At 40.3% G+C, this 21,386-nt stretch carries 20 protein-coding genes; 18 read left to right on the forward strand and 2 right to left on the reverse strand.

The window, feature by feature from the left end:
- Nucleotides 1-32 precede the first annotated feature (32 nt).
- Both P9E47_RS00910 and P9E47_RS00915 read right to left on the reverse strand, forming a co-directional pair.
- On the reverse strand, nucleotides 33-437 hold the full coding sequence (locus P9E47_RS00910) for a hypothetical protein (protein ID WP_326162291.1): 405 nt from the start codon (nucleotides 435-437) through the stop codon (nucleotides 33-35).
- Between the two features lie 108 nt (nucleotides 438-545).
- A complete protein-coding gene (locus P9E47_RS00915) occupies nucleotides 546-1,124 on the reverse strand; it encodes a DUF1259 domain-containing protein (protein WP_003330748.1) in 579 nt (192 codons plus the stop codon).
- A gap of 263 nt (nucleotides 1,125-1,387) precedes the next feature.
- Between P9E47_RS00915 and P9E47_RS00920 the strand changes: the two genes are divergently transcribed.
- The 18 genes from P9E47_RS00920 (at nucleotide 1,388) to hisB (ending at nucleotide 21,342) form a co-directional block, all read left to right on the forward strand.
- Nucleotides 1,388-3,073, forward strand: coding sequence for a putative bifunctional diguanylate cyclase/phosphodiesterase (locus tag P9E47_RS00920; RefSeq protein WP_326162293.1), 1,686 nt, complete (start codon nucleotides 1,388-1,390; stop codon nucleotides 3,071-3,073).
- 146 nt (nucleotides 3,074-3,219) lie between these two features.
- Nucleotides 3,220-3,465: a DUF2198 family protein gene (locus P9E47_RS00925; protein WP_003330751.1), complete on the forward strand. Its 246-nt coding sequence runs from the start codon at nucleotides 3,220-3,222 to the stop codon at nucleotides 3,463-3,465.
- A 331-nt stretch (nucleotides 3,466-3,796) separates the two neighbouring features.
- On the forward strand, nucleotides 3,797-5,779 hold the full coding sequence (gene uvrB / locus P9E47_RS00930; protein ID WP_003330752.1) for an excinuclease ABC subunit UvrB: 1,983 nt from the start codon (nucleotides 3,797-3,799) through the stop codon (nucleotides 5,777-5,779).
- Between the two features lie 43 nt (nucleotides 5,780-5,822).
- Nucleotides 5,823-8,693 carry an excinuclease ABC subunit UvrA gene (gene uvrA, locus P9E47_RS00935; RefSeq protein WP_326162294.1) on the forward strand — a complete coding sequence of 957 codons (2,871 nt, stop codon included), beginning with the start codon at nucleotides 5,823-5,825 and terminating at the stop codon, nucleotides 8,691-8,693.
- A 227-nt stretch (nucleotides 8,694-8,920) separates the two neighbouring features.
- On the forward strand, nucleotides 8,921-10,501 hold the full coding sequence (locus P9E47_RS00940; protein ID WP_326162295.1) for a sensor domain-containing diguanylate cyclase: 1,581 nt from the start codon (nucleotides 8,921-8,923) through the stop codon (nucleotides 10,499-10,501).
- Between the two features lie 224 nt (nucleotides 10,502-10,725).
- Entirely contained in the window at nucleotides 10,726-11,034 is a 309-nt protein-coding gene (locus P9E47_RS00945) for a DUF4870 domain-containing protein (RefSeq protein ID WP_003330755.1), read from the forward strand.
- A 42-nt stretch (nucleotides 11,035-11,076) separates the two neighbouring features.
- Entirely contained in the window at nucleotides 11,077-12,216 is a 1,140-nt protein-coding gene (locus P9E47_RS00950; protein WP_003330756.1) for a DUF4097 family beta strand repeat-containing protein, read from the forward strand.
- Between the two features lie 42 nt (nucleotides 12,217-12,258).
- The gene (locus tag P9E47_RS00955) at nucleotides 12,259-12,465 is read left to right on the forward strand and encodes a PspC domain-containing protein (RefSeq protein ID WP_003330758.1); all 207 of its coding nucleotides are present in this window, start codon (nucleotides 12,259-12,261) and stop codon (nucleotides 12,463-12,465) included.
- Nucleotides 12,462-12,827: a phage holin family protein gene (locus P9E47_RS00960; protein WP_003330759.1), complete on the forward strand. Its 366-nt coding sequence runs from the start codon at nucleotides 12,462-12,464 to the stop codon at nucleotides 12,825-12,827. Before P9E47_RS00955 ends, P9E47_RS00960 begins: the two co-directional genes overlap by 4 nt.
- Nucleotides 12,828-13,122: 295 nt before the next feature.
- Nucleotides 13,123-14,058, forward strand: coding sequence for an HPr(Ser) kinase/phosphatase (gene hprK, locus P9E47_RS00965; RefSeq protein WP_326153755.1), 936 nt, complete (start codon nucleotides 13,123-13,125; stop codon nucleotides 14,056-14,058).
- A 136-nt stretch (nucleotides 14,059-14,194) separates the two neighbouring features.
- Nucleotides 14,195-15,031 carry a prolipoprotein diacylglyceryl transferase gene (lgt, locus tag P9E47_RS00970; protein WP_003330761.1) on the forward strand — a complete coding sequence of 279 codons (837 nt, stop codon included), beginning with the start codon at nucleotides 14,195-14,197 and terminating at the stop codon, nucleotides 15,029-15,031.
- Nucleotides 15,032-15,052: 21 nt separating this feature from the next.
- A complete protein-coding gene (locus P9E47_RS00975) occupies nucleotides 15,053-15,997 on the forward strand; it encodes a nucleoside recognition domain-containing protein (RefSeq protein ID WP_326162297.1) in 945 nt (314 codons plus the stop codon).
- Nucleotides 15,987-16,634 (forward strand): pyrophosphatase PpaX, encoded by a 648-nt coding sequence (ppaX, locus tag P9E47_RS00980; RefSeq protein WP_003330763.1) that lies wholly within the window; start codon nucleotides 15,987-15,989, stop codon nucleotides 16,632-16,634. Before P9E47_RS00975 ends, ppaX begins: the two co-directional genes overlap by 11 nt.
- Nucleotides 16,631-17,152 carry an acyltransferase gene (locus P9E47_RS00985; RefSeq protein WP_003330764.1) on the forward strand — a complete coding sequence of 174 codons (522 nt, stop codon included), beginning with the start codon at nucleotides 16,631-16,633 and terminating at the stop codon, nucleotides 17,150-17,152. The genes ppaX and P9E47_RS00985 overlap by 4 nt, the downstream gene beginning before the upstream one ends.
- A 472-nt stretch (nucleotides 17,153-17,624) precedes the next feature.
- The gene (locus tag P9E47_RS00990) at nucleotides 17,625-18,809 is read left to right on the forward strand and encodes an ATP phosphoribosyltransferase regulatory subunit (protein ID WP_003330765.1); all 1,185 of its coding nucleotides are present in this window, start codon (nucleotides 17,625-17,627) and stop codon (nucleotides 18,807-18,809) included.
- Nucleotides 18,806-19,450: an ATP phosphoribosyltransferase gene (hisG, locus tag P9E47_RS00995; RefSeq protein ID WP_039957157.1), complete on the forward strand. Its 645-nt coding sequence runs from the start codon at nucleotides 18,806-18,808 to the stop codon at nucleotides 19,448-19,450. Before P9E47_RS00990 ends, hisG begins: the two co-directional genes overlap by 4 nt.
- 1 nt (nucleotide 19,451) lies before the next feature.
- Entirely contained in the window at nucleotides 19,452-20,720 is a 1,269-nt protein-coding gene (hisD, locus tag P9E47_RS01000) for a histidinol dehydrogenase (RefSeq protein ID WP_003330767.1), read from the forward strand.
- Nucleotides 20,721-20,754: 34 nt separating this feature from the next.
- Nucleotides 20,755-21,342, forward strand: coding sequence for an imidazoleglycerol-phosphate dehydratase HisB (gene hisB / locus P9E47_RS01005; RefSeq protein ID WP_003330768.1), 588 nt, complete (start codon nucleotides 20,755-20,757; stop codon nucleotides 21,340-21,342).
- Nucleotides 21,343-21,386 lie beyond the last annotated feature (44 nt).

The raw sequence follows: 21,386 nt of genomic DNA on the forward strand, positions 1-21,386 counted from the left end.
TTAAAGAGATAGTGGGAGAAATCCCACTATCTTTATTTTGGTTTTATATCAATTTCGAACTGTTGGTCTTGATCATTATCTTGATCAGCTTCTTGATCTGTTCTTACCCTAGCTTTGCTTTTGCTATTTAAGGTAACATTTACCGTGGAATTTCCGGAATTCATGACTCGTGCGATATTTGTGTTTTTGTCTGTATTTCTAACATCTGCTTCAGAATCTGCAGTTGAATTAGAACGATTTCGAAAATCAGTAGTATTCCTAAATTCGTTATCATTCTCAAATTCAACGTCTACATCTACATTTTGATCATTTCTTTGATCATTTCTTTGATCATTTATTTGATTATTTCTTTGAGTATTTCTTTGATTATTTCTCTGCCTTTTTGAGGAACGGAAAAAGCTTTGATTTCCAGTGCTATCGTATTCTTTTGAATCCATAATTATCCCCCCTTTCTTAATGGTTTAATTCAATGTATTCCGCTCACTATTATTCGTATAAGCGAAAAACCGAGTCTATTAGCCTGTTTTTTTGCATATTATTGGATATTAATTAAAAAGTCCAGCTTCCCTTGCTGCTGCAAAACTTTCTCTAGCAAAAACAAACGGGTCCCCAACATTTTCCCAATGCATATACATTAAACGTGGTTCATCGAAAAGCCAGTGGTTATGGACGGCCGTTACTATAATACCTCTGCTACGCAATGCTGATAAAAAGGGGTTAATTTCTTTTTGAAGGATAACCGTTTCACCAAGATTTAGAGTTCTGCCATTTCGATTATTTTCAAAGGAGAGTGCAAATGGAAGTGCAAGTGGGGAGCGTGTTCGGCGACCTAAAATTGTAGCATTGATATTTCGGAGTCGCTGAACTAAACAGACTGGGGTAGATGTAATAACCTCGCCTCCGATAATATTTGCAAGTTGTTGGCAGGTGGATGTACTGAAACCTCTATTTGCATTTCGGGCAGTCATAGGATTTTTACCACTCCTACCCATCATTTGATTTTGCACCTCGGAACCTAATTCAAATTCATCATTGAACTCATCATTTAGATCAAAATTGTCATTCCTATTTGATACACTTACGAAATTCTGATTTCCTAAGTCATCATATTCTTTTCTTACCACAAAATATCATCTCCTTGTCTAATTTCCCTAACAGTTTATTCTGACAAGCAAGGAATGTATGGATATATTTACGAGGAAAAATGCCTTTTTTTGGGGGCCAGATAGTTTTGGGCTAGTGAGTCAGACCCCGTGGCTCCAAAACAATATGGCCGTGCTGTAAAGTGGAAAATTACACAAAATTAAAGGAAAAAGAATATTTTTATAGAAAAAGTATAAAAAGAAGTTTGGTCTTAAGTGTACTCTACTGCAAAGGGGTGGGTAACATGTTAAATAAGGAAACTACTATCGAGCTTAAAAAAGAATTATTGGTTGATGTATATGAAAATATGATTTATGCCATAAGCGTGACGGATGCAAGAAATAAAATACAATTAATTAATCCAGCCTTTACCGAATTAACGGGATATAGCGAGGATGATGTGATCGGTAAAAATCCTAGCATCCTAAGTTCGGGGATCCATGAAAAACATTTTTACAAGGAAATGTGGCGTAGTCTCAACAAAAAAGGTTTTTGGAGAGGTGAGATCTGGAATAAAAGAAAGGATGGAGAACTCTTTCTCGAAGAAATCACGATCAAGGCGATAAAAAATAACAATGGTAAAATAAAAAATTACGTCTCTATTTTTATCGATATTACGGAACGGAAAAAGCTTGAGGAAAAACTAAAATTCCAAGCGTATCATGATGATTTAACAAAACTTCCGAATCGGAAATATTTTTATTATGAATTGAATCAAGTGATTCAAAGGACTGACGGTAAGGATAAACTATGTGCAGTGATTTTTTTAGATTTAGATCACTTTAAAGATATTAATGATACGCTAGGACATAGTGTAGGCGATGAGTTGTTGATCGCTGCAGCCAACCGTTTGAGGGAAAGGCTACAAAATAAAGGAGTCGTGACTCGGTATGGCGGCGATGAATTTGCGATCATCCTTTATAATTTACAAAATAAGTTCGAATGTATCAGCATTATGAATCGAATCATGGATAGTTTTTCGAAACCGTTTACACTTCATGGGTTTGAATTGTTTATTACAACGAGTGTTGGGATTAGCCTGTATCCGAATGATGGGGATGATGGCGACACTCTTATAAAATATGCCGATTCAGCGATGTATCATGCAAAGCAGGAAGGCAAGAATACTTATAAATTTTTTCAAAAGAGTTATATGAAAAAGTCGATAGAGAGATTGATTCTTGCCAGTGATTTGCGAAAAGCAATTGAAAATGATGAGCTTTTATTATATTATCAGCCGAAATTCTCGTGTAAAACTGAAAAGGTAAATGGATTTGAGGCGTTAATTAGATGGGACCATCCAAAGCATGGGATGATTTCACCCAACTGCTTTATTCCATTAGCTGAAGAAACAGGAATGATTGTTCATATTGATCAGTGGGTGTTATATCAAGCCTGTCTTCAATTAAAAGAATGGCAAGCCCAAGGATTGAAGCCTGTAAAAATTGCCGTAAACCTATCGATGCTGCAGTTTCAGCAAAAAAATTTTTTGAATATTGTAAGGTCCATTTTAAAGGAAACAGGTATTGACCCTTCCTATCTGGAAATTGAACTCACGGAAAGAGTAATCATGGACGACCCTGAAATTGCTTTGAAAAATATTAAGAGGCTAAAATCGATTGGTGTTCAGATTTCAATGGATGACTTTGGGGTCCATTATTCTTCGTTAAGTTATTTGAAACTGTTACCATTGGATCGCTTGAAAATTGACCGGTCTTTTTTACAAGACATGTTAGCAAATAAAGACGATCAAACGATTGTAAAAGCGATGATTCAATTGGCTCATAATTTGGAGATGACAGTGGTTGCGGAAGGTGTGGAAACAATCGAACAATATAATTTTTTAAAATCAAATCATTGTGATGAAGTGCAAGGCTTCTATTTTGACAAGCCCTTACCTGCTACTAATATAATTAAATATATTTCCTAGAGTGGTAACGGGGAGGCAACTATTGTTAATGGAAAAGGTAATCAAACTTGTTATTCGAGAATTATTATGATAATTTGAAAATTGAGACTACACCTGCTATTGCATTTTGTTAGTTTCGAATGACCTGGAAGGGGATCTTTACCTACATGACAAAAGTTATACTTGCTGTACTGGCACCCTTTTTAATGATTATTTTCTTAACAAGAGTCACCTTTAATCATTACATTAGCACCCTATTAACTATTGGAATTATATTTGCTATTTTTAAAGGATATGGAGAGCCATCGTTTGTCACAGCCACTTGGATCGTTTCCGTCATCGCCGGCTTTCTCGTTTCAGCCAGAATGATGAAAAAATTAAAAAACACCAATAAAAGAAAATACGATCGCTAAGCATGGAGTAACGCAATTGCCCCATGCTTTTATTTTTGTCTGTGGCGGTGTGTGCAAAGCGCCTTGTTTATCCTTAATATTGGAAATATTGTTAGATGAGCAGCAATAGGGTTCATTTCATCGAATAAACTGCCGCAATACGTGGATAAACTTCAAAACTCAGGAATGAATTACTAAAATCAACGAATATTCGTTCGTTAAAATTGGATATTTCATATACACGTATGTTACAATAAGTACACAAATTAGTAGACGAACGGGATATATACATAGCAAACTACGGAACAATACCGATATATAAATCTCATGCTTGAACGGAGGTAATTTACCAGTGCAAAATAATGTATTTGATCTCAAGTCGAAATATAAGCCAGAAGGAGATCAGCCGCAAGCGATTGCGAAGTTGGTAGAAGGTGTTAGACAGGGGAAAAAGTATCAAACCTTGCTTGGTGCAACGGGAACTGGAAAAACATTTACGGTTTCGAATGTTATCAAGGAAATCAACAAACCAACGCTAATCCTGGCTCACAATAAAACATTAGCGGGTCAGCTCTACAGTGAGTTTAAGGAATTTTTCCCAAACAATGCTGTTGAGTATTTTGTGAGTTACTACGATTACTTCCAGCCTGAAGCATATGTACCACACACCGATACCTATATCGAAAAGGATGCCAGCATCAATGATGAGATTGATAAGCTGCGCCACTCGGCAACATCTTCACTTTTTGAACGGAATGATGTCATTATCGTGGCTAGTGTTTCGTGTATTTACGGCTTGGGTTCGCCGGAAGAATATCGTGACTTAGTTGTTTCGCTCAGGGTAGGAATGGAAAAAGAACGGGATCAGCTACTTCGCGACTTGGTTGATGTGCAATACTCAAGAAATGATATTAATTTCCAGCGCGGGACATTCCGTGTTCGTGGTGATGTTGTTGAGATTTTTCCGGCATCACGGGATGAGCACTGTATTCGTGTGGAGTTTTTTGGTGACGAAATTGACCGTATTCGTGAAGTTGATGCGCTTACTGGCGAAATTCTCGGTGACCGTGAGCATGTTGCGATTTTCCCGGCTTCCCACTTCGTTACACGTGAGGAAAAAATGAAAATTGCGATTGAGAGAATTGAAGCAGAACTTGAAGAAAGATTAACGGAGCTTCGTGAAAATAATAAACTTCTGGAGGCTCAAAGGTTGGAGCAGCGCACCCGTTATGACCTCGAAATGATGAGGGAAATGGGTTTTTGTTCAGGAATCGAGAACTACTCGCTGCACTTAACGTTAAGGCCTCCGGGATCAACTCCATATACATTGTTTGATTATTTTCCAAAGGACTTCCTACTCATCGTGGATGAATCACATGTTACCCTTCCGCAGGTTCGTGGCATGTACAACGGTGACAGGGCACGTAAACAAGTGTTGGTCGACCACGGCTTCCGTCTGCCAACCGCCTTGGACAACCGTCCATTAATGTTCGATGAATTTGAAAAAGCGCTGCACCAAGCCATATTTGTATCAGCAACTCCTGGCCCATATGAGCAAGAGCATACGCCAGAGGTGATCCAACAAATCATTCGCCCAACCGGACTTCTTGATCCAGAAATTGATGTCCGTCCAATCGAAGGTCAAATTGATGATTTAATTGGAGAAATCAATGCAAGGGTTGAAAAAAATGAGCGCGTCCTTGTGACGACGTTAACGAAAAAAATGTCCGAAGATTTAACGGATTATTTAAAAGACATTGGCATTAAAGTTGCTTATCTGCATTCTGAAATTAAAACGCTGGAACGAATTGAGATTATTCGGGATCTCCGTCTTGGAAAATATGATGTGTTAATCGGCATCAACCTACTTCGGGAAGGGCTCGATATACCAGAGGTTTCGCTCGTTGCCATTTTAGATGCGGACAAAGAAGGCTTCCTGCGCTCCGAACGTTCATTAATTCAGACAATCGGCCGGGCGGCACGTAATGCCAATGGGCACGTAATTATGTATGCTGATAAAATAACAAACTCAATGCGAATTGCGCTGGATGAAACAAAACGGCGCCGAACCATTCAAGAAGAATTTAATGAAAAGCATGGCATTACACCAAGAACGATTCAAAAAGAAATCCGTGATGTCATCCGTGCCACAATGGCTGCTGAAGAGCAGGAAACATATGTGGCTGAAAAACCAAAAGCTAAGCTGTCCAAGCAGGAACGTGAAAAGTTAATTATGAATGTTGAAAAAGAAATGAAGGAAGCGGCAAAAGCACTCGATTTCGAACGTGCTGCCGAGCTTCGTGATTTATTGTTGGAATTGAAGGCTGAGAGGTAATGCAGTTTAGTCAGTTTTAATTGAAAGAAAGGAGCCCTACCCCATGGCAGTTGAAAATATAGTAATAAAAGGTGCCCGTACACATAATTTGAAAAATATTGATATCACCATTCCGCGTGATAAACTTGTTGTCCTAACAGGGTTGTCGGGCTCGGGGAAATCGTCGTTGGCCTTTGATACGATTTATGCGGAAGGCCAGCGCCGTTATGTTGAATCCTTATCTGCCTATGCCCGCCAATTTTTAGGGCAGATGGATAAGCCGGATGTGGATACCATTGAAGGATTATCACCGGCGATTTCGATTGATCAAAAAACAACGAGTAATAACCCGCGTTCAACCGTCGGAACGGTTACGGAAATCTATGATTATATACGTTTAATGTATGCCCGGGTTGGCCATCCGGTTTGTCCAAACCATGGCATCGAAATTCAATCACAAACGATTCAGCAAATGGTTGACCGTGTTCTTGAGTTTCCTGAACGGACGAAGCTGCAAATCCTGGCACCGCTTGTCAGAGGGAAAAAAGGCGAGCATGTAAAGATATTTGAAAATATCAAAAAACAAGGCTATGTACGTGTCCGTGTAGACGGAGAAATGATGGAAGTCAGCGATGAAATCAAGCTTGAAAAAAATAAAAAGCATTCGATTGAAGTGGTTATCGACCGTGTTGTTGTGAAGGAAGGCATCACTTCACGTTTAGCTGATTCGATCGAAGCAGCGTTAAAGCTTGGGGATGGCTACGTTATCGTCGATGTGATTGACCAGGAAGAACTCCAATTCAGCGAGCATTATGCCTGTCCTGAATGCGGCTTTTCGATTGGCGAGCTTGAGCCAAGAATGTTTTCATTTAACAACCCATTTGGGGCCTGCCCAAGCTGTGACGGTTTAGGAATGAAGCTTGAGGTTGACCTCGATGCAGTCATTCCGCACTGGGATAAGACTTTGCTTGGGCATGCGCTCGCACCTTGGGAGCCAACGAGTTCACAGTACTACCCGCAGATGCTGAAAAGCGTTTGTGAGCATTACGGCATTGACATGGAAATTCCAGTGAAAGATATTCCGAAACATCTTTTTGATAAAATTCTCTATGGCAGCGATGGAGAAAAAATCCTATTCCGCTATGAAACGGATTTTGGTCAAACGATGGAAAAACAAATTGAATTTGAAGGCGTCGTTCGCAATGTGGAGCGCCGTTACCACGAAACCTCATCGGAATGGACCCGTGAGCAAATGGAGCAATACATGGCGCATAAGCCTTGTCCGACTTGTAAAGGGCATCGTCTGAAAAAAGAATCTCTTGCTGTATTAATTGATGGAAAAAACATTGGTGAAATTACAAATTATTCGGTTGAGGAAGCCCACCAATTTTTCGCAACGATTCAGCTTTCGGAAAAAGAAATGAATATTGCTAGACTTGTTTTAAGAGAAATCAACGAACGTCTAGGATTTTTAGTTAATGTTGGCTTGGATTATTTAACACTGTCACGCACAGCGGGGACTCTATCAGGTGGGGAAGCACAGCGTATTAGGTTGGCAACGCAGATTGGTTCAAGGTTGACAGGCGTGCTTTATATTTTGGATGAACCATCCATCGGTCTGCACCAGCGCGATAATAACAGGCTGATCCAAACGTTAAAGGATATGCGCGATATCGGCAATACACTCATCGTTGTTGAGCATGACGAGGACACGATGGCTGCTGCGGATTATTTAATCGATATCGGTCCAGGTGCTGGTGTTCACGGCGGGGAAGTGACCGCGATGGGGACGCCGGAGGAAGTTATGGCCGATCCAAACTCCCTTACAGGACAATACCTATCCGGAAAAAAATTCATCCCATTGCCAGTCGAACGCAGCAAAGGGAACGGAAATTTCCTTGAAGTTGTAAAAGCAAAAGAAAACAACTTGAAAAATGTCTCGGTAAAAATTCCGCTTGGTACATTCGCTTGTGTGACCGGTGTTTCCGGGTCAGGGAAAAGTACCCTTGTCAATGAGATTATCTATAAATCACTAGCCCACCAATTAAATAGGGCTAAGGTTAAACCGGGTGAGCATAAAGAAATGAAAGGCATCGAGGCATTAGATAAAGTCATTGATATTGACCAGTCACCAATTGGCCGCACGCCGCGCTCAAACCCGGCAACCTACACAGGAGTTTTTGATGACATTCGTGATGTCTTCGCGCAAACAAATGAAGCCAAGATTCGCGGCTATCAAAAGGGCCGATTCAGCTTCAACGTCAAAGGTGGACGTTGTGAAGCTTGCCGTGGTGATGGAATCATTAAAATTGAAATGCATTTTTTACCAGACGTGTATGTCCCATGTGAAGTTTGTAGCGGAAAACGCTATAATCGAGAAACATTAGAGGTTAAATATAAGGATAAAAATATTTCAGATGTATTAGATATGACGGTGGATGATGCTTTAGAATTTTTTACAAATCTACCAAAAATCAAAAGAAAGCTGCAGACGATCGCCGATGTTGGCCTTGGCTATGTTAAGCTCGGACAACCGGCCACAACCTTATCCGGTGGGGAAGCCCAGCGTGTGAAGCTGGCATCAGAGCTTCACCGCCGTTCAACCGGCCGTTCTCTATATATCCTAGACGAACCAACAACAGGCTTGCATGTGGATGATATTGCAAGATTGTTGAAGGTACTGCAGCGCCTTGTGGAAAATGGCGATACGGTCCTCGTCATTGAGCACAACTTAGATGTCATTAAAACAGCCGATTTCATAATTGATTTAGGTCCTGAAGGCGGGGACAAGGGGGGCACGATTGTCGCAACCGGAACCCCTGAAAAAATTTGTGAAGTCGAAGCTTCTTATACAGGAAAGTTCTTAAAACCTGTGATTGAGCGGGACCGGGCAAGAATGGAAGAGCGCCTGCAAATGCTGGAAGCAAAATCGTAACGAAAAACTAAAGTCTACCTAATAAAAACATCAGAGAGGCCACCAACCTTTCTGGTGTTTTTTAAAATTCATACAACAGGTTTTTTTAAAGAAGTTACAAGTTTTTCCTATTTTCGAAATATTTATAAAAATACAGTTGGATAAGGTGTATAATTTTGGTATGATGATATTCGTTATTTTAAAAAATATCAATATCAGATTTAAATAGATTGGAAGTAGAAAAAAGTATGGGTTTTGGAAACAAAATAAAGCTTCGCTATGCCATTGGCATTCTAGTGCTTATGTCGGTAATCCTGACTGCCATTGTTGCTTGGTACTCGTCGATGAGTGCGTTAAAAAGATCTTTGACAGAAAATTATTTAGAAAGCAATTCCAATTACGCCCGCAAGCTTTCATTAAGTACAGGTGACCTAATCGGGCATATGCAGCAAAATTTAACTGCAATCGGTGAAACCTTTGGTAAGTCGACCTATAATCAAGCTGATTTGGACGCGTGGCGGGCAGCAAATAATAAATATTTCAATTCCTTATTCATTACCGATTCAAATGGAGTGATTCAATTAATAAGCCCTGCTGTTATTCAATTTAATAAGGGCTACGAGGTGAAGGCCAATATTAAGGTTGAATCTGAAGCTGTTCAGCGCTCATTGACCCTGAAAAAGCCACTGATTTCTGAACCATATAAGGCGTTATCAGGCCAACGGATCTTGCTCATGACAGCGCCCATCTTTGACGAAGCAGGTCAATACAAAGGGCTGATTGCCGGCACGATTTATCTGGAAAGTGATAATGTTATTAAAAATACGATGAACGATCATCAATACGCAAACGGTTCATACGTATATGTCGTTGATCAGAAAGGGCGAATTATTTTTCATCCGGATGCTAAGCGAATCAATGACAATGTTATGGAAAATCCAATTGTCGAGAAAGTGATCAGCGGTAAAAGTGGGCAGGAAAAAGTAATGAACACGGAAGGGAATCAATTTTTTGCCGGGTATGCTTATGAAAAAAAGACCGGTTGGGGAATCATTTCGCAGACTCCGATTTCAGTCATTGAGGAGCCGCTTGAAAGCTTATCTAAAAGCATGATTATCCAAAGCCTGCCGCTGCTATTAGTCATTCTTATTTTAGCTTGGGTGCTTGGAAGTATGATCACTAGACCAATAAATAAACTCGCGAAGTTTTCCGAAAATGCCCTGCGTGAAAATAGCTTCGTTCCTTTTAAAAGTTTAAAAATAAATACTAGTATTTTTGAGGTTCACTATCTGTACCATCATATTAACAATTATTTCAATCTTTTAAATAAACAAATTCAAATTGATGGACTGACAGGCTTATATAATCGAAAAACATTTGATTCCGTTATGAAAGAATTTATTGCAAAAAAAGTGCCATTTTCACTTATCCTTCTTGATATCGACCACTTCAAAAAGGTCAACGACACCTATGGGCATCTTGTCGGGGACGAAGTATTAAAATACTTGGCAAAAATGATTGAAAGTATTGCCACTCCATGTAAAATTTGCTTCTTTCGCTATGGAGGCGAGGAATTTGTAATTTTAACTAAAAGTGAAAATGCGAATATTGCCTTTGATGTGGCTGAGAAGTTAAGGATTGATGTGGCAAGAACGCCAAGCCCAACGGGAAAACCGATCACCATTTCTTTAGGGGTAACGTCGGTATCGTTTGAAGACCAAGCACCTGAAGAAATAATTAGTAGGGCCGACGAAGCTCTTTACGAGTCAAAAACAACAGGAAGAAATAAAACCACCGTTTTCAATAGCAAATATAAAAATATAGTTTAACCATTAACCAATACTGTTAATGAATTCGCAGCATGGCTTACTTACACAAAGTTTGGCCATGCTATTTTATTGCTATTATATTGATAGCTAATGATGTCTACTCTTCTCCAAGAATCCACCCTTCTCCGTCTTAAGACTGATTTTGTAATAATTTAAGGATTTGGCGAAACTAAATAGTTTTAAATTCGTATATTTTATAGAATCGAAAAGGAGATGAAATTCCAATGGAAACAAATCGATTGGTGTCCTCACTTTGTTATTTCAGTATTTTCTTTGCGGGTTTTATTTTTCCAATTGCCGTTTACTTTATTGTAGACTGCCCAGAAGTTAAAATGCACGCCAAAAAGGCTTTAATATCACATTTGATCCCATTTATTACGATTCCGCTCGTGTTTTTCCCACTTATTTTCACAGGGGGAGAACCAACATTATTGGCGGTTGGCGGCATCATGACATTTTTAATTATCGGAGTGATTAATCTAGGGATTTTAATTTGGAATGTTGTGAAAGGTATTAAAGTGTTAGTTAATTAAACGTTTATTTAACTTTATCAAACTTAAATGGAGGAATGTACGATGAATGAAGAACGCAAACAAATTTTACAAATGGTAGAGTCAGGAAAAATAACAGTAGAGGAAGCTCTTAAATTAATGGAAGCAATGGAAAAAACGAAGCAGGATCCGGAACCGAATAATGGAAGTGGCGCAAACCAAACAAAACAGGAACCAGAAACAAGTTTTGAGCCATCCACTTTCGTAAACTATGATTCAAATTATTCAAGCGCAAGCGGGGAACAAAAAGGTTATAAACGCCATTCGTTTATAGACAAATTTACTGATTTTATCGATAGTGCTTTGCAAAAGATTAAAGATGTTGATCTCGATTTCAACTTTGGAACACCCGTGGAAGTGAATCATATTTTTCAACATAAAGATGTGTATTTATCGAATATCAATTTAGATATTTCAAATGGAAATATTAAAATTATTCCTTGGGAGGAGCGGGACGTTCGGATCGAGTGCAATGCGAAGGTTTATAAATCTGATTCGTTTGATGACGCCAAAACCTATTTCTTAAAAAGTGTCCGCTTCTCCATTGATGGCGAAAGCATGAAATTTTCAGTTGAACCGAAACAAATTAAAATGAGTACGGTGCTTTACATTCCAAAAGCTGTGTACAATGAAATGCAAATTCGAATGTTTAATGGACATGTTACCGGGGAAGGGCTTCAAGCGAACAAGCTAAAAGTAAATACCGCAAATGGAAATATTGATTTTTCTCGTTTACAAGGACAAGATTTTGAATTTGAAACAGCAAACGGGCATATAAAAATAGTAGACAGCTTTTCACAAGAAATCGAGGCGGAAACAATCAACGGCACGATCAATGTTCACGGTGCTTTTGAAAAAGTCGATTTACAAAGCTTCAGCAGCAATATTATTTGTAAACTGCAAGATTCAAAGAGCAAGATTGTTTATTTGAACACTAAAACGGGAAGTATCGATTTATTTTTACCAACAGATCTTGAGGTAAAAGGAAAAATTAAATCCAATATCGGCGGCTTCAAATGCGAACTGACAGATTTAGAAATTTTGGATGAGAAAAAAGATGTGATTCAAAAAGAGTTGAATTTCATCGCCAACAGTGGCAAAACAGACAAACTATATATTGAAGCAAGCTCCAATGCTGGTTCGATTTTAGTGAAAAATTTATAAGCACTGAATTCAAATTTTGAAAAAATGAAAGGATGCATGGTGATGAGTAAAAGGTTATATAGGTCGCGCTCGAATAAAAAGGTAGCGGGCATACTAGGAGGGTTAGGACAATATTTTGGAATCGATCCAACAATATTACGTGTGTTATTTATCCTCCTTTTAATTGGAACAGTAGTATTTCCATTTGCGCTTATTTATTTAATTTTAATTTTTGTTATTCCATACGATGATGGCGTGATTGAAGGATGAGATGGCTTGCCCAAATACTTGTTAACAGCTTAGTCCTGATCGTGGTAGCTGGGTACTTTGATTCTTTTTATATTGAAGGTGTCGGTGCCGCCGTCCTAACTAGTTTAATCATTTCGGTGTTGAATGCGATTGTGAAGCCGATATTAATTCTGTTGACTCTACCCGTTACCGTTTTAACATTTGGGCTCTTCCTCTTTGTCATCAATGCGATTACTTTGATGATGGCCGACAGTATCATGGGCTCGGCTTTTGAGATTGATGGATTTGGTGCGGCAGTTATGGCAGCTATTTTTATCTCAATTTTGAATCTGCTTATTCAAAAGGTCGTCATTGAGCCGCTTAGTAGGAAGGATGACCGATAACGGAATCGATCTGGAATAGCGTCAGGAAAATGCGGATTTATAAGCCTATTTTCCTCACGATCCCCCTATCTGAAGTAAAGTGAAACGTTGCTACCGTCCAGGGTAGCGGCGTCTTTTTTTATAAAATGCGAATTTCCGGGTAAGTTCCCTGAATTTCCGGGTAAAGCATCCCACCATCGCAAAAAACGAACTTCTTCCGCAAAATTCCCGCCCCACACAACAATAAATTTCGTGTTTACCTAAAAAAATGCTAAAATAAAAAAATAGTATGAACGGATTGTGGAGGAAGCTTTATATGGTAAAAGTGCGCACGAAAGATGTTATTGATAAATTTAAATTTGAGCTGATTTGTGGGGAAGATGGGATTAACCGTCCGATTACGACTAGTGATTTGTACCGACCTGGAATTGAACTGGCAGGCTTTTTTGATTTTTACCCCGCTGAGCGTCTCCAATTGCTAGGAAGAACCGAGCTGTCCTTTTTTTATGATTTAGATCCAGAAGTACGTCGAGAACGAATGGAGCAAATATGTACTGATATGACGCCAGGGATCATTATTTCGCGAGGTCAGGAGCCTCCGCTTGAGCTTATTGAGGCGGCGACGGAAAATGATGTGCCCGTGATTCGTTCCCATTATAAAACAACGCGTTTATCAAGCCACCTCACCAATTACCTTGAAAGTCTATTGGCGCCGACTACCGCCATTCATGGTGTATTAGTCGATGTTTATGGGGTAGGTGTGTTGATAACAGGAAAAAGTGGTGTCGGTAAAAGTGAAACGGCGTTGGAGCTCGTAAAGCGCGGCCATCGTTTGATTGCCGACGACTGTGTTGAAATTCGTCAAGAGGATCAAGATACGTTAATTGGAAGTTCACCAGAATTGATTAAACATTTACTGGAAATCCGTGGTCTTGGCATTATTAATGTAATGACCTTATTCGGGGCAGGAGCCGTTCGTAATTATAAAAAAATTAGCTTAGTCATTAATCTCGAATTATGGGACCCAACAAAGGTTTATGACAGACTTGGTCTAGATGAAGAAAAAATAAAAATAATTGATGCCCATATTCAAAAGCTCACTGTACCGGTACGCCCTGGACGGAACTTAGCTGTTATCATAGAGGTGGCGGCGATGAATTTCCGGTTGAAGCGAATGGGCGTTAATGCGGCTGAGCAATTTTCCAACCGTTTAACCGATGTAATTGAAGAAGGGGAACATGATGATATTTAACTTTATTCAGTAGAACTGAATAAAGTTAATGCCTCCGGCGGATGCCACAGATTTTCAGTGGTAGTTTTTCGAGCAAGCTCGAAAAAAATCTGGGCGCAAATACGCCAAGGCGCATTTGATTAAAGGGAGTGAAACAATGGAATCTGAAATCCAGCATCTTGATCGTGTGTTTTTAGCAATAGGACCATTAACGATATACTGGTACGGCGTGATCATTGCTGTTGGTGCAATGATTGGGTTATGGATCGCCCAACGAGAAAGCATCCGAAGAGGGTTACCGAAAGAAACATTTATGGATATTGTATTATATGCCATTCCAATTGCGATATTATCAGCGCGGGCTTACTATGTTATTTTTCAATGGGGTTATTATTCACAGCATCCAGGAGAAATTATAAAAATATGGGAAGGCGGTCTGGCCATTCATGGTGGTTTGATTGGTGCCTTCATTACAGGCTATGTTTTTGCTAAAAAGCGTGGATTATCATTTTGGCAGCTTGCGGATATTGCGGCGCCAAGTATTATCCTTGCTCAAGCGATCGGTCGTTGGGGAAATTTTATGAACCAAGAAGCCCATGGTGGGGAAGTGACGCGTTCGTTTTTAGAAGGGTTGCATCTGCCGAAATTTATTATCGATCAAATGTATATTGAAGGGGTCTACTATCATCCGACGTTTCTATATGAGTCGCTTTGGAGTTTACTTGGATTTGTCGTTTTAATATCACTAAGAAAAGTGAATTTAAAGCGTGGAGAAATCTTTTTAAGTTATCTGATTTGGTATTCCATCGGTCGTTTCTTTGTCGAAGGTTTGCGAACAGACAGTTTAATGTTAACAGAAAGCCTTCGAATGGCGCAGTTTATTTCCATCGTTTTGATCGTTATTGCGGTAGTGGCTTGGTGGTATCGCCGTTCCAAAGGCTATGCGAAGGTACGCTATTTAGACCAGGAAAACCGTCAGGGAAAAACATATTAAGCATTTTAGGGGAGAGCATCATTGAACACGATAAAAAAGGGTTTGGCGGTTGGCTTAAAGACAACCTGGATTTTAGGTAAAATCATTTTTCCAATTACATTACTCGTTACGTTGCTGCAATATACGCCTGTTTTACCTTGGATTGTCAACTTGATTGAACCTTTTATGGGTGTACTAGGATTATCAGGGGATGCGGCCATCCCATTAGTTTTGGGGAACGTTCTTAACTTATATGCGGCCATCGGCGCGATTTTAACGATGGAGTTAACAGTTAAAGAAGTGTTTATTTTAGCGATTATGACATCGTTCGCCCACAACTTGATCATTGAATCAACGGTTGCTGCCAAGGTTGGTGTAAAGCTTTGGGTTGTGGTAGCCGTAAGGATTTTTCTTGCCGTAGCATCAGGGATTATTATTAATCTTGTTTGGCACGGCGGCAATGAGATCGCTCAATACGGTTTCGTTTCCAATACAGCAAACGAGCAAGTCAGCGGCTTCGGACCCATTTTATTACAAGGGCTTGAAAAAGCATCGCTTGGCATTTTGCAATTAGCTATGATCGTTATCCCATTGATGATTATGATTCAATTTTTAAAGGATTTTAAATGGATCGACCGTTTTTCAAATTGGATGGCGCCATTTTTAAAACTATTAGGAATGAAAGAAAATACATCTACAACATTAGCTGCTGGCATTGTATTCGGACTTGCTTATGGTGCAGGAGTGATGATTCAGGCAGCAAAAGAGGACGGCGTTTCCAAAAAGGATTTGTATTTGGCCTTACTCTTTTTAGTATCATGCCATGCCGTTATTGAGGACACATTACTTTTTGCACCACTTGGAATTCCGATTTGGCCGCTATTGCTCATCCGTTTAACAGTAGCTATCTTACTAACGATGATTGTTTCCATTGTTTGGAGACGGGTCGAGGTAACTAGTAGAAAGGAAGCAACTTATGAAAATTGATACACTATTATTTGATTTAGATGGAACATTGATCAATACAAATGAATTAATTATTTCTTCTTTCATGCATACACTTGAGCATTATTTTCCCGGTCAATATCAAAAAGAGGACGTTCTCCAGTTTATGGGGCCGCCGCTTATGGATAGCTTTAACAAGCTTGATTCAGCAAAGGCGGAGGAAATGGCACAGTTTTATCGGGATTATAATCACAAGAGGCACGATGAACTAGTGACGGAGTTTGATGGTGTTTATGATACGATTAAAACCCTTCATGAAAAAGGCTATAAGCTTGCGATTGTGACAACGAAAAAGCGATATACAGTTGAGATGGGTTTGAAGCTTACAAAGCTTGATCAGTTTTTTGATGTCGTTATCACGTTAGATGATGTCACCCATGCCAAACCAGATCCAGAGCCGCTTTTAAAAGCGTTGGAGCAGCTTGGTTCAAAGCCGGAAAATGCAATTATGGTCGGCGATAATAATCATGATATTGAAGGCGGAAAAAACACTGGGACACTCACAGCCGGTGTGGCATGGGCGATAAAGGGCCGTGAATATATAGAAAGTTTTCATCCTGATTATGTGCTTGAAAACATGTCTGATTTACTCGATATCCTCGGAGGCTTCGAAAGGTGAGCAGAAGGACAACGCGTTTCAGTGTGACAGAGGCAAATTCCTTATGGCATGTGTACAAAACCGTTCCTTTTTGGAAGGTTGTCAAAAATTTCGTTGTCATTCAGCTCGCCCGGTACACGCCGTTTCTGCCGTTGAAAAATTGGCTTTACCGGACTTTTTTACATATGGAGGTCGGACAAAGTACATCGTTTGCCTTAATGGTTATGCTGGATGTTATGTTTCCTGAAAAAATTAAAGTCGGGAACAACACAGTCATTGGCTACAATACAACGATTCTTGCTCATGAATACTTAATTAAAGAGTATCGACTAGGGGAAGTACAGATCGGCAGTGGGGTCATGATTGGGGCCAACTCAACGATTTTGCCAGGTGTGATCATTGGTGATGATGCGATCGTGTCCGCCGGTACGCTCGTTCATAAAGATGTGCCAGCTGGTGCCTTCGTTGGCGGCAATCCGATGCGGGTGATTTATACGAAAGAGGAAATGGAAGCACGGGAGATGGAAGCAAATAATTAGTTTAAATAGATTGTATGATTTACGGCTCGGGGTCATGGCTTGGTAGACTCCGAGCCAATTTTTTTATTAGAATCTACCTAAAGAGGCTTTGTCTGATTTTAATTGCTGAAATATTTCGAAAGCAGTAGAAATTTTTATTGGATTTTCTGGTAAAATTAGTGGTAGATGCTTTGCTTTAACCTTATTCATCAGAAAGTCACTACTGAATAAAGTTAAGCCTCCGGCGGATGCCTCGGATTTTTAAAGGTAGTTTTTCGAGCATAAGATCAAAGACTAAGAACGCCACGACCTGTGGCAACGTCTTTGTGACCCACATCGTGTGGGCCTAAAAATCTGGGCGCAAATACGCCAAGGCGCATTTGATTCTTGACGCATTTTAATTTTAGTTGTAATATACTAGATAACTTTAATTTATTAGCACATTAGCGAACTAAAGGATTCGGTATTATTTAATAAAGGGTGAGTCAGGGAAATGTCAAAGCTATTTATGTTCGAAAAGCCGCTTGGGATGAGAGATACATTGCCTGAGCTTTATGAGACGAAAAAGCAAGCAAGAAATAAAATGTTAGAAGAAATTCAAGCTTGGGGCTACCAATCTATCCAGACCCCAACATTAGAGTATTTTGAAACAGTTGGCGCGGCTTCAGCGATTTCTAACCAACAACTTTTTAAATTGCTCGACCAACAAGGTCATACATTAGTGCTTCGTCCTGATATGACAGCACCGATTGCCAGGGTGGCTGCTTCAAGAATGAAAAGTGAAGGCTATCCGTTACGTTTAGCTTATGATGCCAATGTATACCGTGCCCAGCAGCGTGAGGGCGGACGTCCGGCTGAGTTTGAGCAAGTTGGTGTTGAGTTAATCGGTGATCAAACATCTAGCGCTGATGCAGAAGTGATTGCTTTAATGGTGGAGGTCTTGAAAAGTGCCGGCCTCGAGAATTTCTCAGTGGCGATCGGACATGTTGGTTTTGTGAATGCCTTATTTTTAGATATTCTCGGAAATGAAGAGCGAGCCAATGTTCTTCGCCGTTTTTTATATGAAAAAAATTATGTTGGCTATCGTGAGCACGTGAAAAAATTGCCGCTGTCTTCGATTGACAAACAACAGCTATTACAATTGCTGCAGTTCCGTGGGGATCACCGTGTCATTGCTGAGGCTCGTGAAATTACAGAAAATAGTGCCGCTAGAAAGGCTATTGAAGAGCTTGATCAATTGTGGAGCCAATTAGAAAGCTATGGTGTAACAGACCATATTAAAATCGATTTAAATATTGTCAGCCATATGAGCTACTACACAGGAATTTTGTTTGAAGGCTATGCGCAAAATCTAGGATTCTCTTTATGCAGTGGTGGCCGTTATGATCAATTGCTAGAAAAATTTAATCGTCCTACAGCAGCTACAGGCTTTGCGATTCGCGTTGACCGTTTAGTCCAAGCTTTAGGTGGGACACAGGATTCTACTCCGATTTCACTTATCATTTTCAGCCATGAGCGCAGACAGGAAGCAATCGAAATGGCACGCACGAAGCGGAAGAATGGGGAAAAAGTAGTTCTTCAAGATATTGCTGGAATTGAAGATGTAGATTTATTTACAAGCCGCTACCAAGATGTAGCTTATTGTATTGGAAAGCCTGGAAAGGAGAGCGGGCAATGAGTATTAGTTCAACGATGTTAACAATTGCAATGCCGAAAGGGCGTATTTTTGAAGAAGCAGCCGAACTCTTAAGACGGGCTGGTTATAAGCTTCCTCCGGAATTTGATGATTCCCGGAAACTAATCATCGATGTACCGGAGGAAAATATAAGGTTTATTTTAGCAAAGCCGATGGATGTCGTGACTTACGTTGAACATGGGGTGGCCGACCTCGGAATTGCCGGAAAAGACGTTATGCTTGAGGAAGACCGTGATGTATATGAAGTACTGGATTTAAAAATAAGTGCTTGTTATTTAGCGGTTGCCGGCTTGCCAAACGCAAAGGCCGTAAGTGTGGCACCGAAGATTGCGACTAAATATCCAGCTGTTGCTTCTCGTTACTTCCGTGAACAAGGGGAGCAGGTAGAAATTATTAAGCTGAACGGCTCCATCGAGCTTGCACCATTAATCGGACTGGCAGAACGTATTGTCGATATCGTTTCTACAGGCCGTACGTTAAAAGAAAATGGCTTGGTGGAGCTTGAACGCATTGAAGATATTACGTCCCGCCTCATTGTAAATCCAGTCTCCTACCGGATGAAGGATCAATTTATCGATGATATGGTTGAGCGCTTATCAGCATGTCTTGAAGGAGTGAACTAATATGAAGATAGAACGTGTTACAGAAGGATTATCATTAAAACGAGACCTAGACTCTGGAACAGAACAGCAGCGCAATGCCGTTCTTGAGATTCTTGAAAATGTAAAAAAGAATGGAGACCAAGCACTCCTAGACTACACTGCTAAATTCGATGGTATACGGCTTGATTCTTTAAAAGTGACGGCAGAGGAGATCGAGGAAGCCTACAAATTAGTACCGGAAGATGTTGTCGGTTATATTCGTGAAGCAGCAGAAAATATTCGCAGCTATCATAGCCGTCAAGTTCGCCAATCATGGATTACAACTGAAGCCGATGGTACAATTTTGGGGCAAAAAATAACACCGTTGGATGCAGTTGGTGTCTACGTTCCTGGTGGGACGGCAGCTTATCCATCATCCGTATTGATGAACGTTATTCCTGCACAGGTTGCTGGTGTTGGGCGGATTGCGATGGTGTCGCCTCCTGGTAAGGATGGCAAGCTGCCTGCAGGTGTGTTAGTTGCAGCAAATGAAAGTGGTGTTCGTGAGATTTATAAGGTTGGTGGTGCCCAAGCGATCGGTGCATTAGCCTACGGAACAGATACGATTAAAGCAGTTGATAAAATAACCGGACCAGGCAATATTTATGTCGCATTAGCGAAGCGTGAAGTATTCGGCGATGTTGATATCGATATGATTGCGGGCCCTAGTGAAATTGTGGTTCTGGCTGATGGTGAAGTAGGGAATCCGGATTATATCGCGGCAGATTTATTATCACAAGCTGAGCATGATAGGAGAGCATCAAGCGTTCTTGTTACGCCATCAATGGAGCTTGCCGAAAAGGTATCTGAAGAAGTAGAGAAACAGCTCGCTAGTTTACCACGAGTTGAAATCGCAAGTGCTTCCATTCGCGATTACGGTGCTATTTATGTTACCGAAACAATGGAGCAGGCGATTGAGGCAGTGAACGAACTTGCACCAGAACACTTAGAGATAATGACAGTTGACCCAATAGGTATTATCGGACAAATCCGCCATGCCGGTGCAATTTTCTTAGGTGAAAACAGCTCTGAACCAATTGGCGACTATTTTGCCGGACCAAACCATGTGCTACCAACAAACGGGACAGCGAGGTTCTCCAGTCCATTAAATGTAGATGATTTTGTAAAAAAATCTTCGATCATTTCGTATAGTAAAAAGGCAGTAATGGATAACGGTCATAAAATTGCAGCGCTCGCAAGGCTCGAAGGCCTAGAAGCCCACGCCCGTGCGGTGGAGCAGAGGCTAAAATAAATATAAACAACCCAATACTTGGAGGGATACCGAGATGACACGTGAAGCAAGTGTTGAAAGAAGAACGAATGAAACTGATATTAAGCTTTCCTTTGCTGTTGATGGTGAAGGGCAATCCAATCTTGAAACGAGTGTGCCGTTTTTAACGCACATGCTTGATCTTTTTACAAAGCACGGTCAATTTAATTTGACGATTGACGCCGTTGGTGATGTTGAAATTGATGATCACCATACAACGGAGGATATCGGCATTTGCTTAGGACAAGCCCTTAGAGAAGCGTTGGGTGATAAAAAAGGAATCAAGCGCTACGGCAATGCGTTTGTTCCGATGGATGAAGCCCTAGCACAGGTTGTGGTTGACCTAAGCAACCGTCCGCATCTTGAATTCCGTGCTGAGTTACCGAGTGCACGTGTCGGCACCTTTGATACAGAGCTTGTCCATGAATTCCTTTGGAAATTCGCGCTTGAAGCCCGAATGAATTTACATGTCATCGTTCATTACGGACATAATACACACCATATAATAGAAGCTATCTTTAAAGCATTTGGACGCGCGTTGGATGAAGCAACGATGATCGATCCTCGTGTCAAAGGTGTTCCTTCAACAAAGGGAATGCTGTAAGTTTACAAAATGCTACCAATTATTTGCTGAGTGCGGGCTCTCAT

Source organism: Schinkia azotoformans (assembly GCF_035811335.1).
GTDB lineage: Bacteria > Bacillota > Bacilli > Bacillales > Bacillaceae_J > Schinkia > Schinkia azotoformans.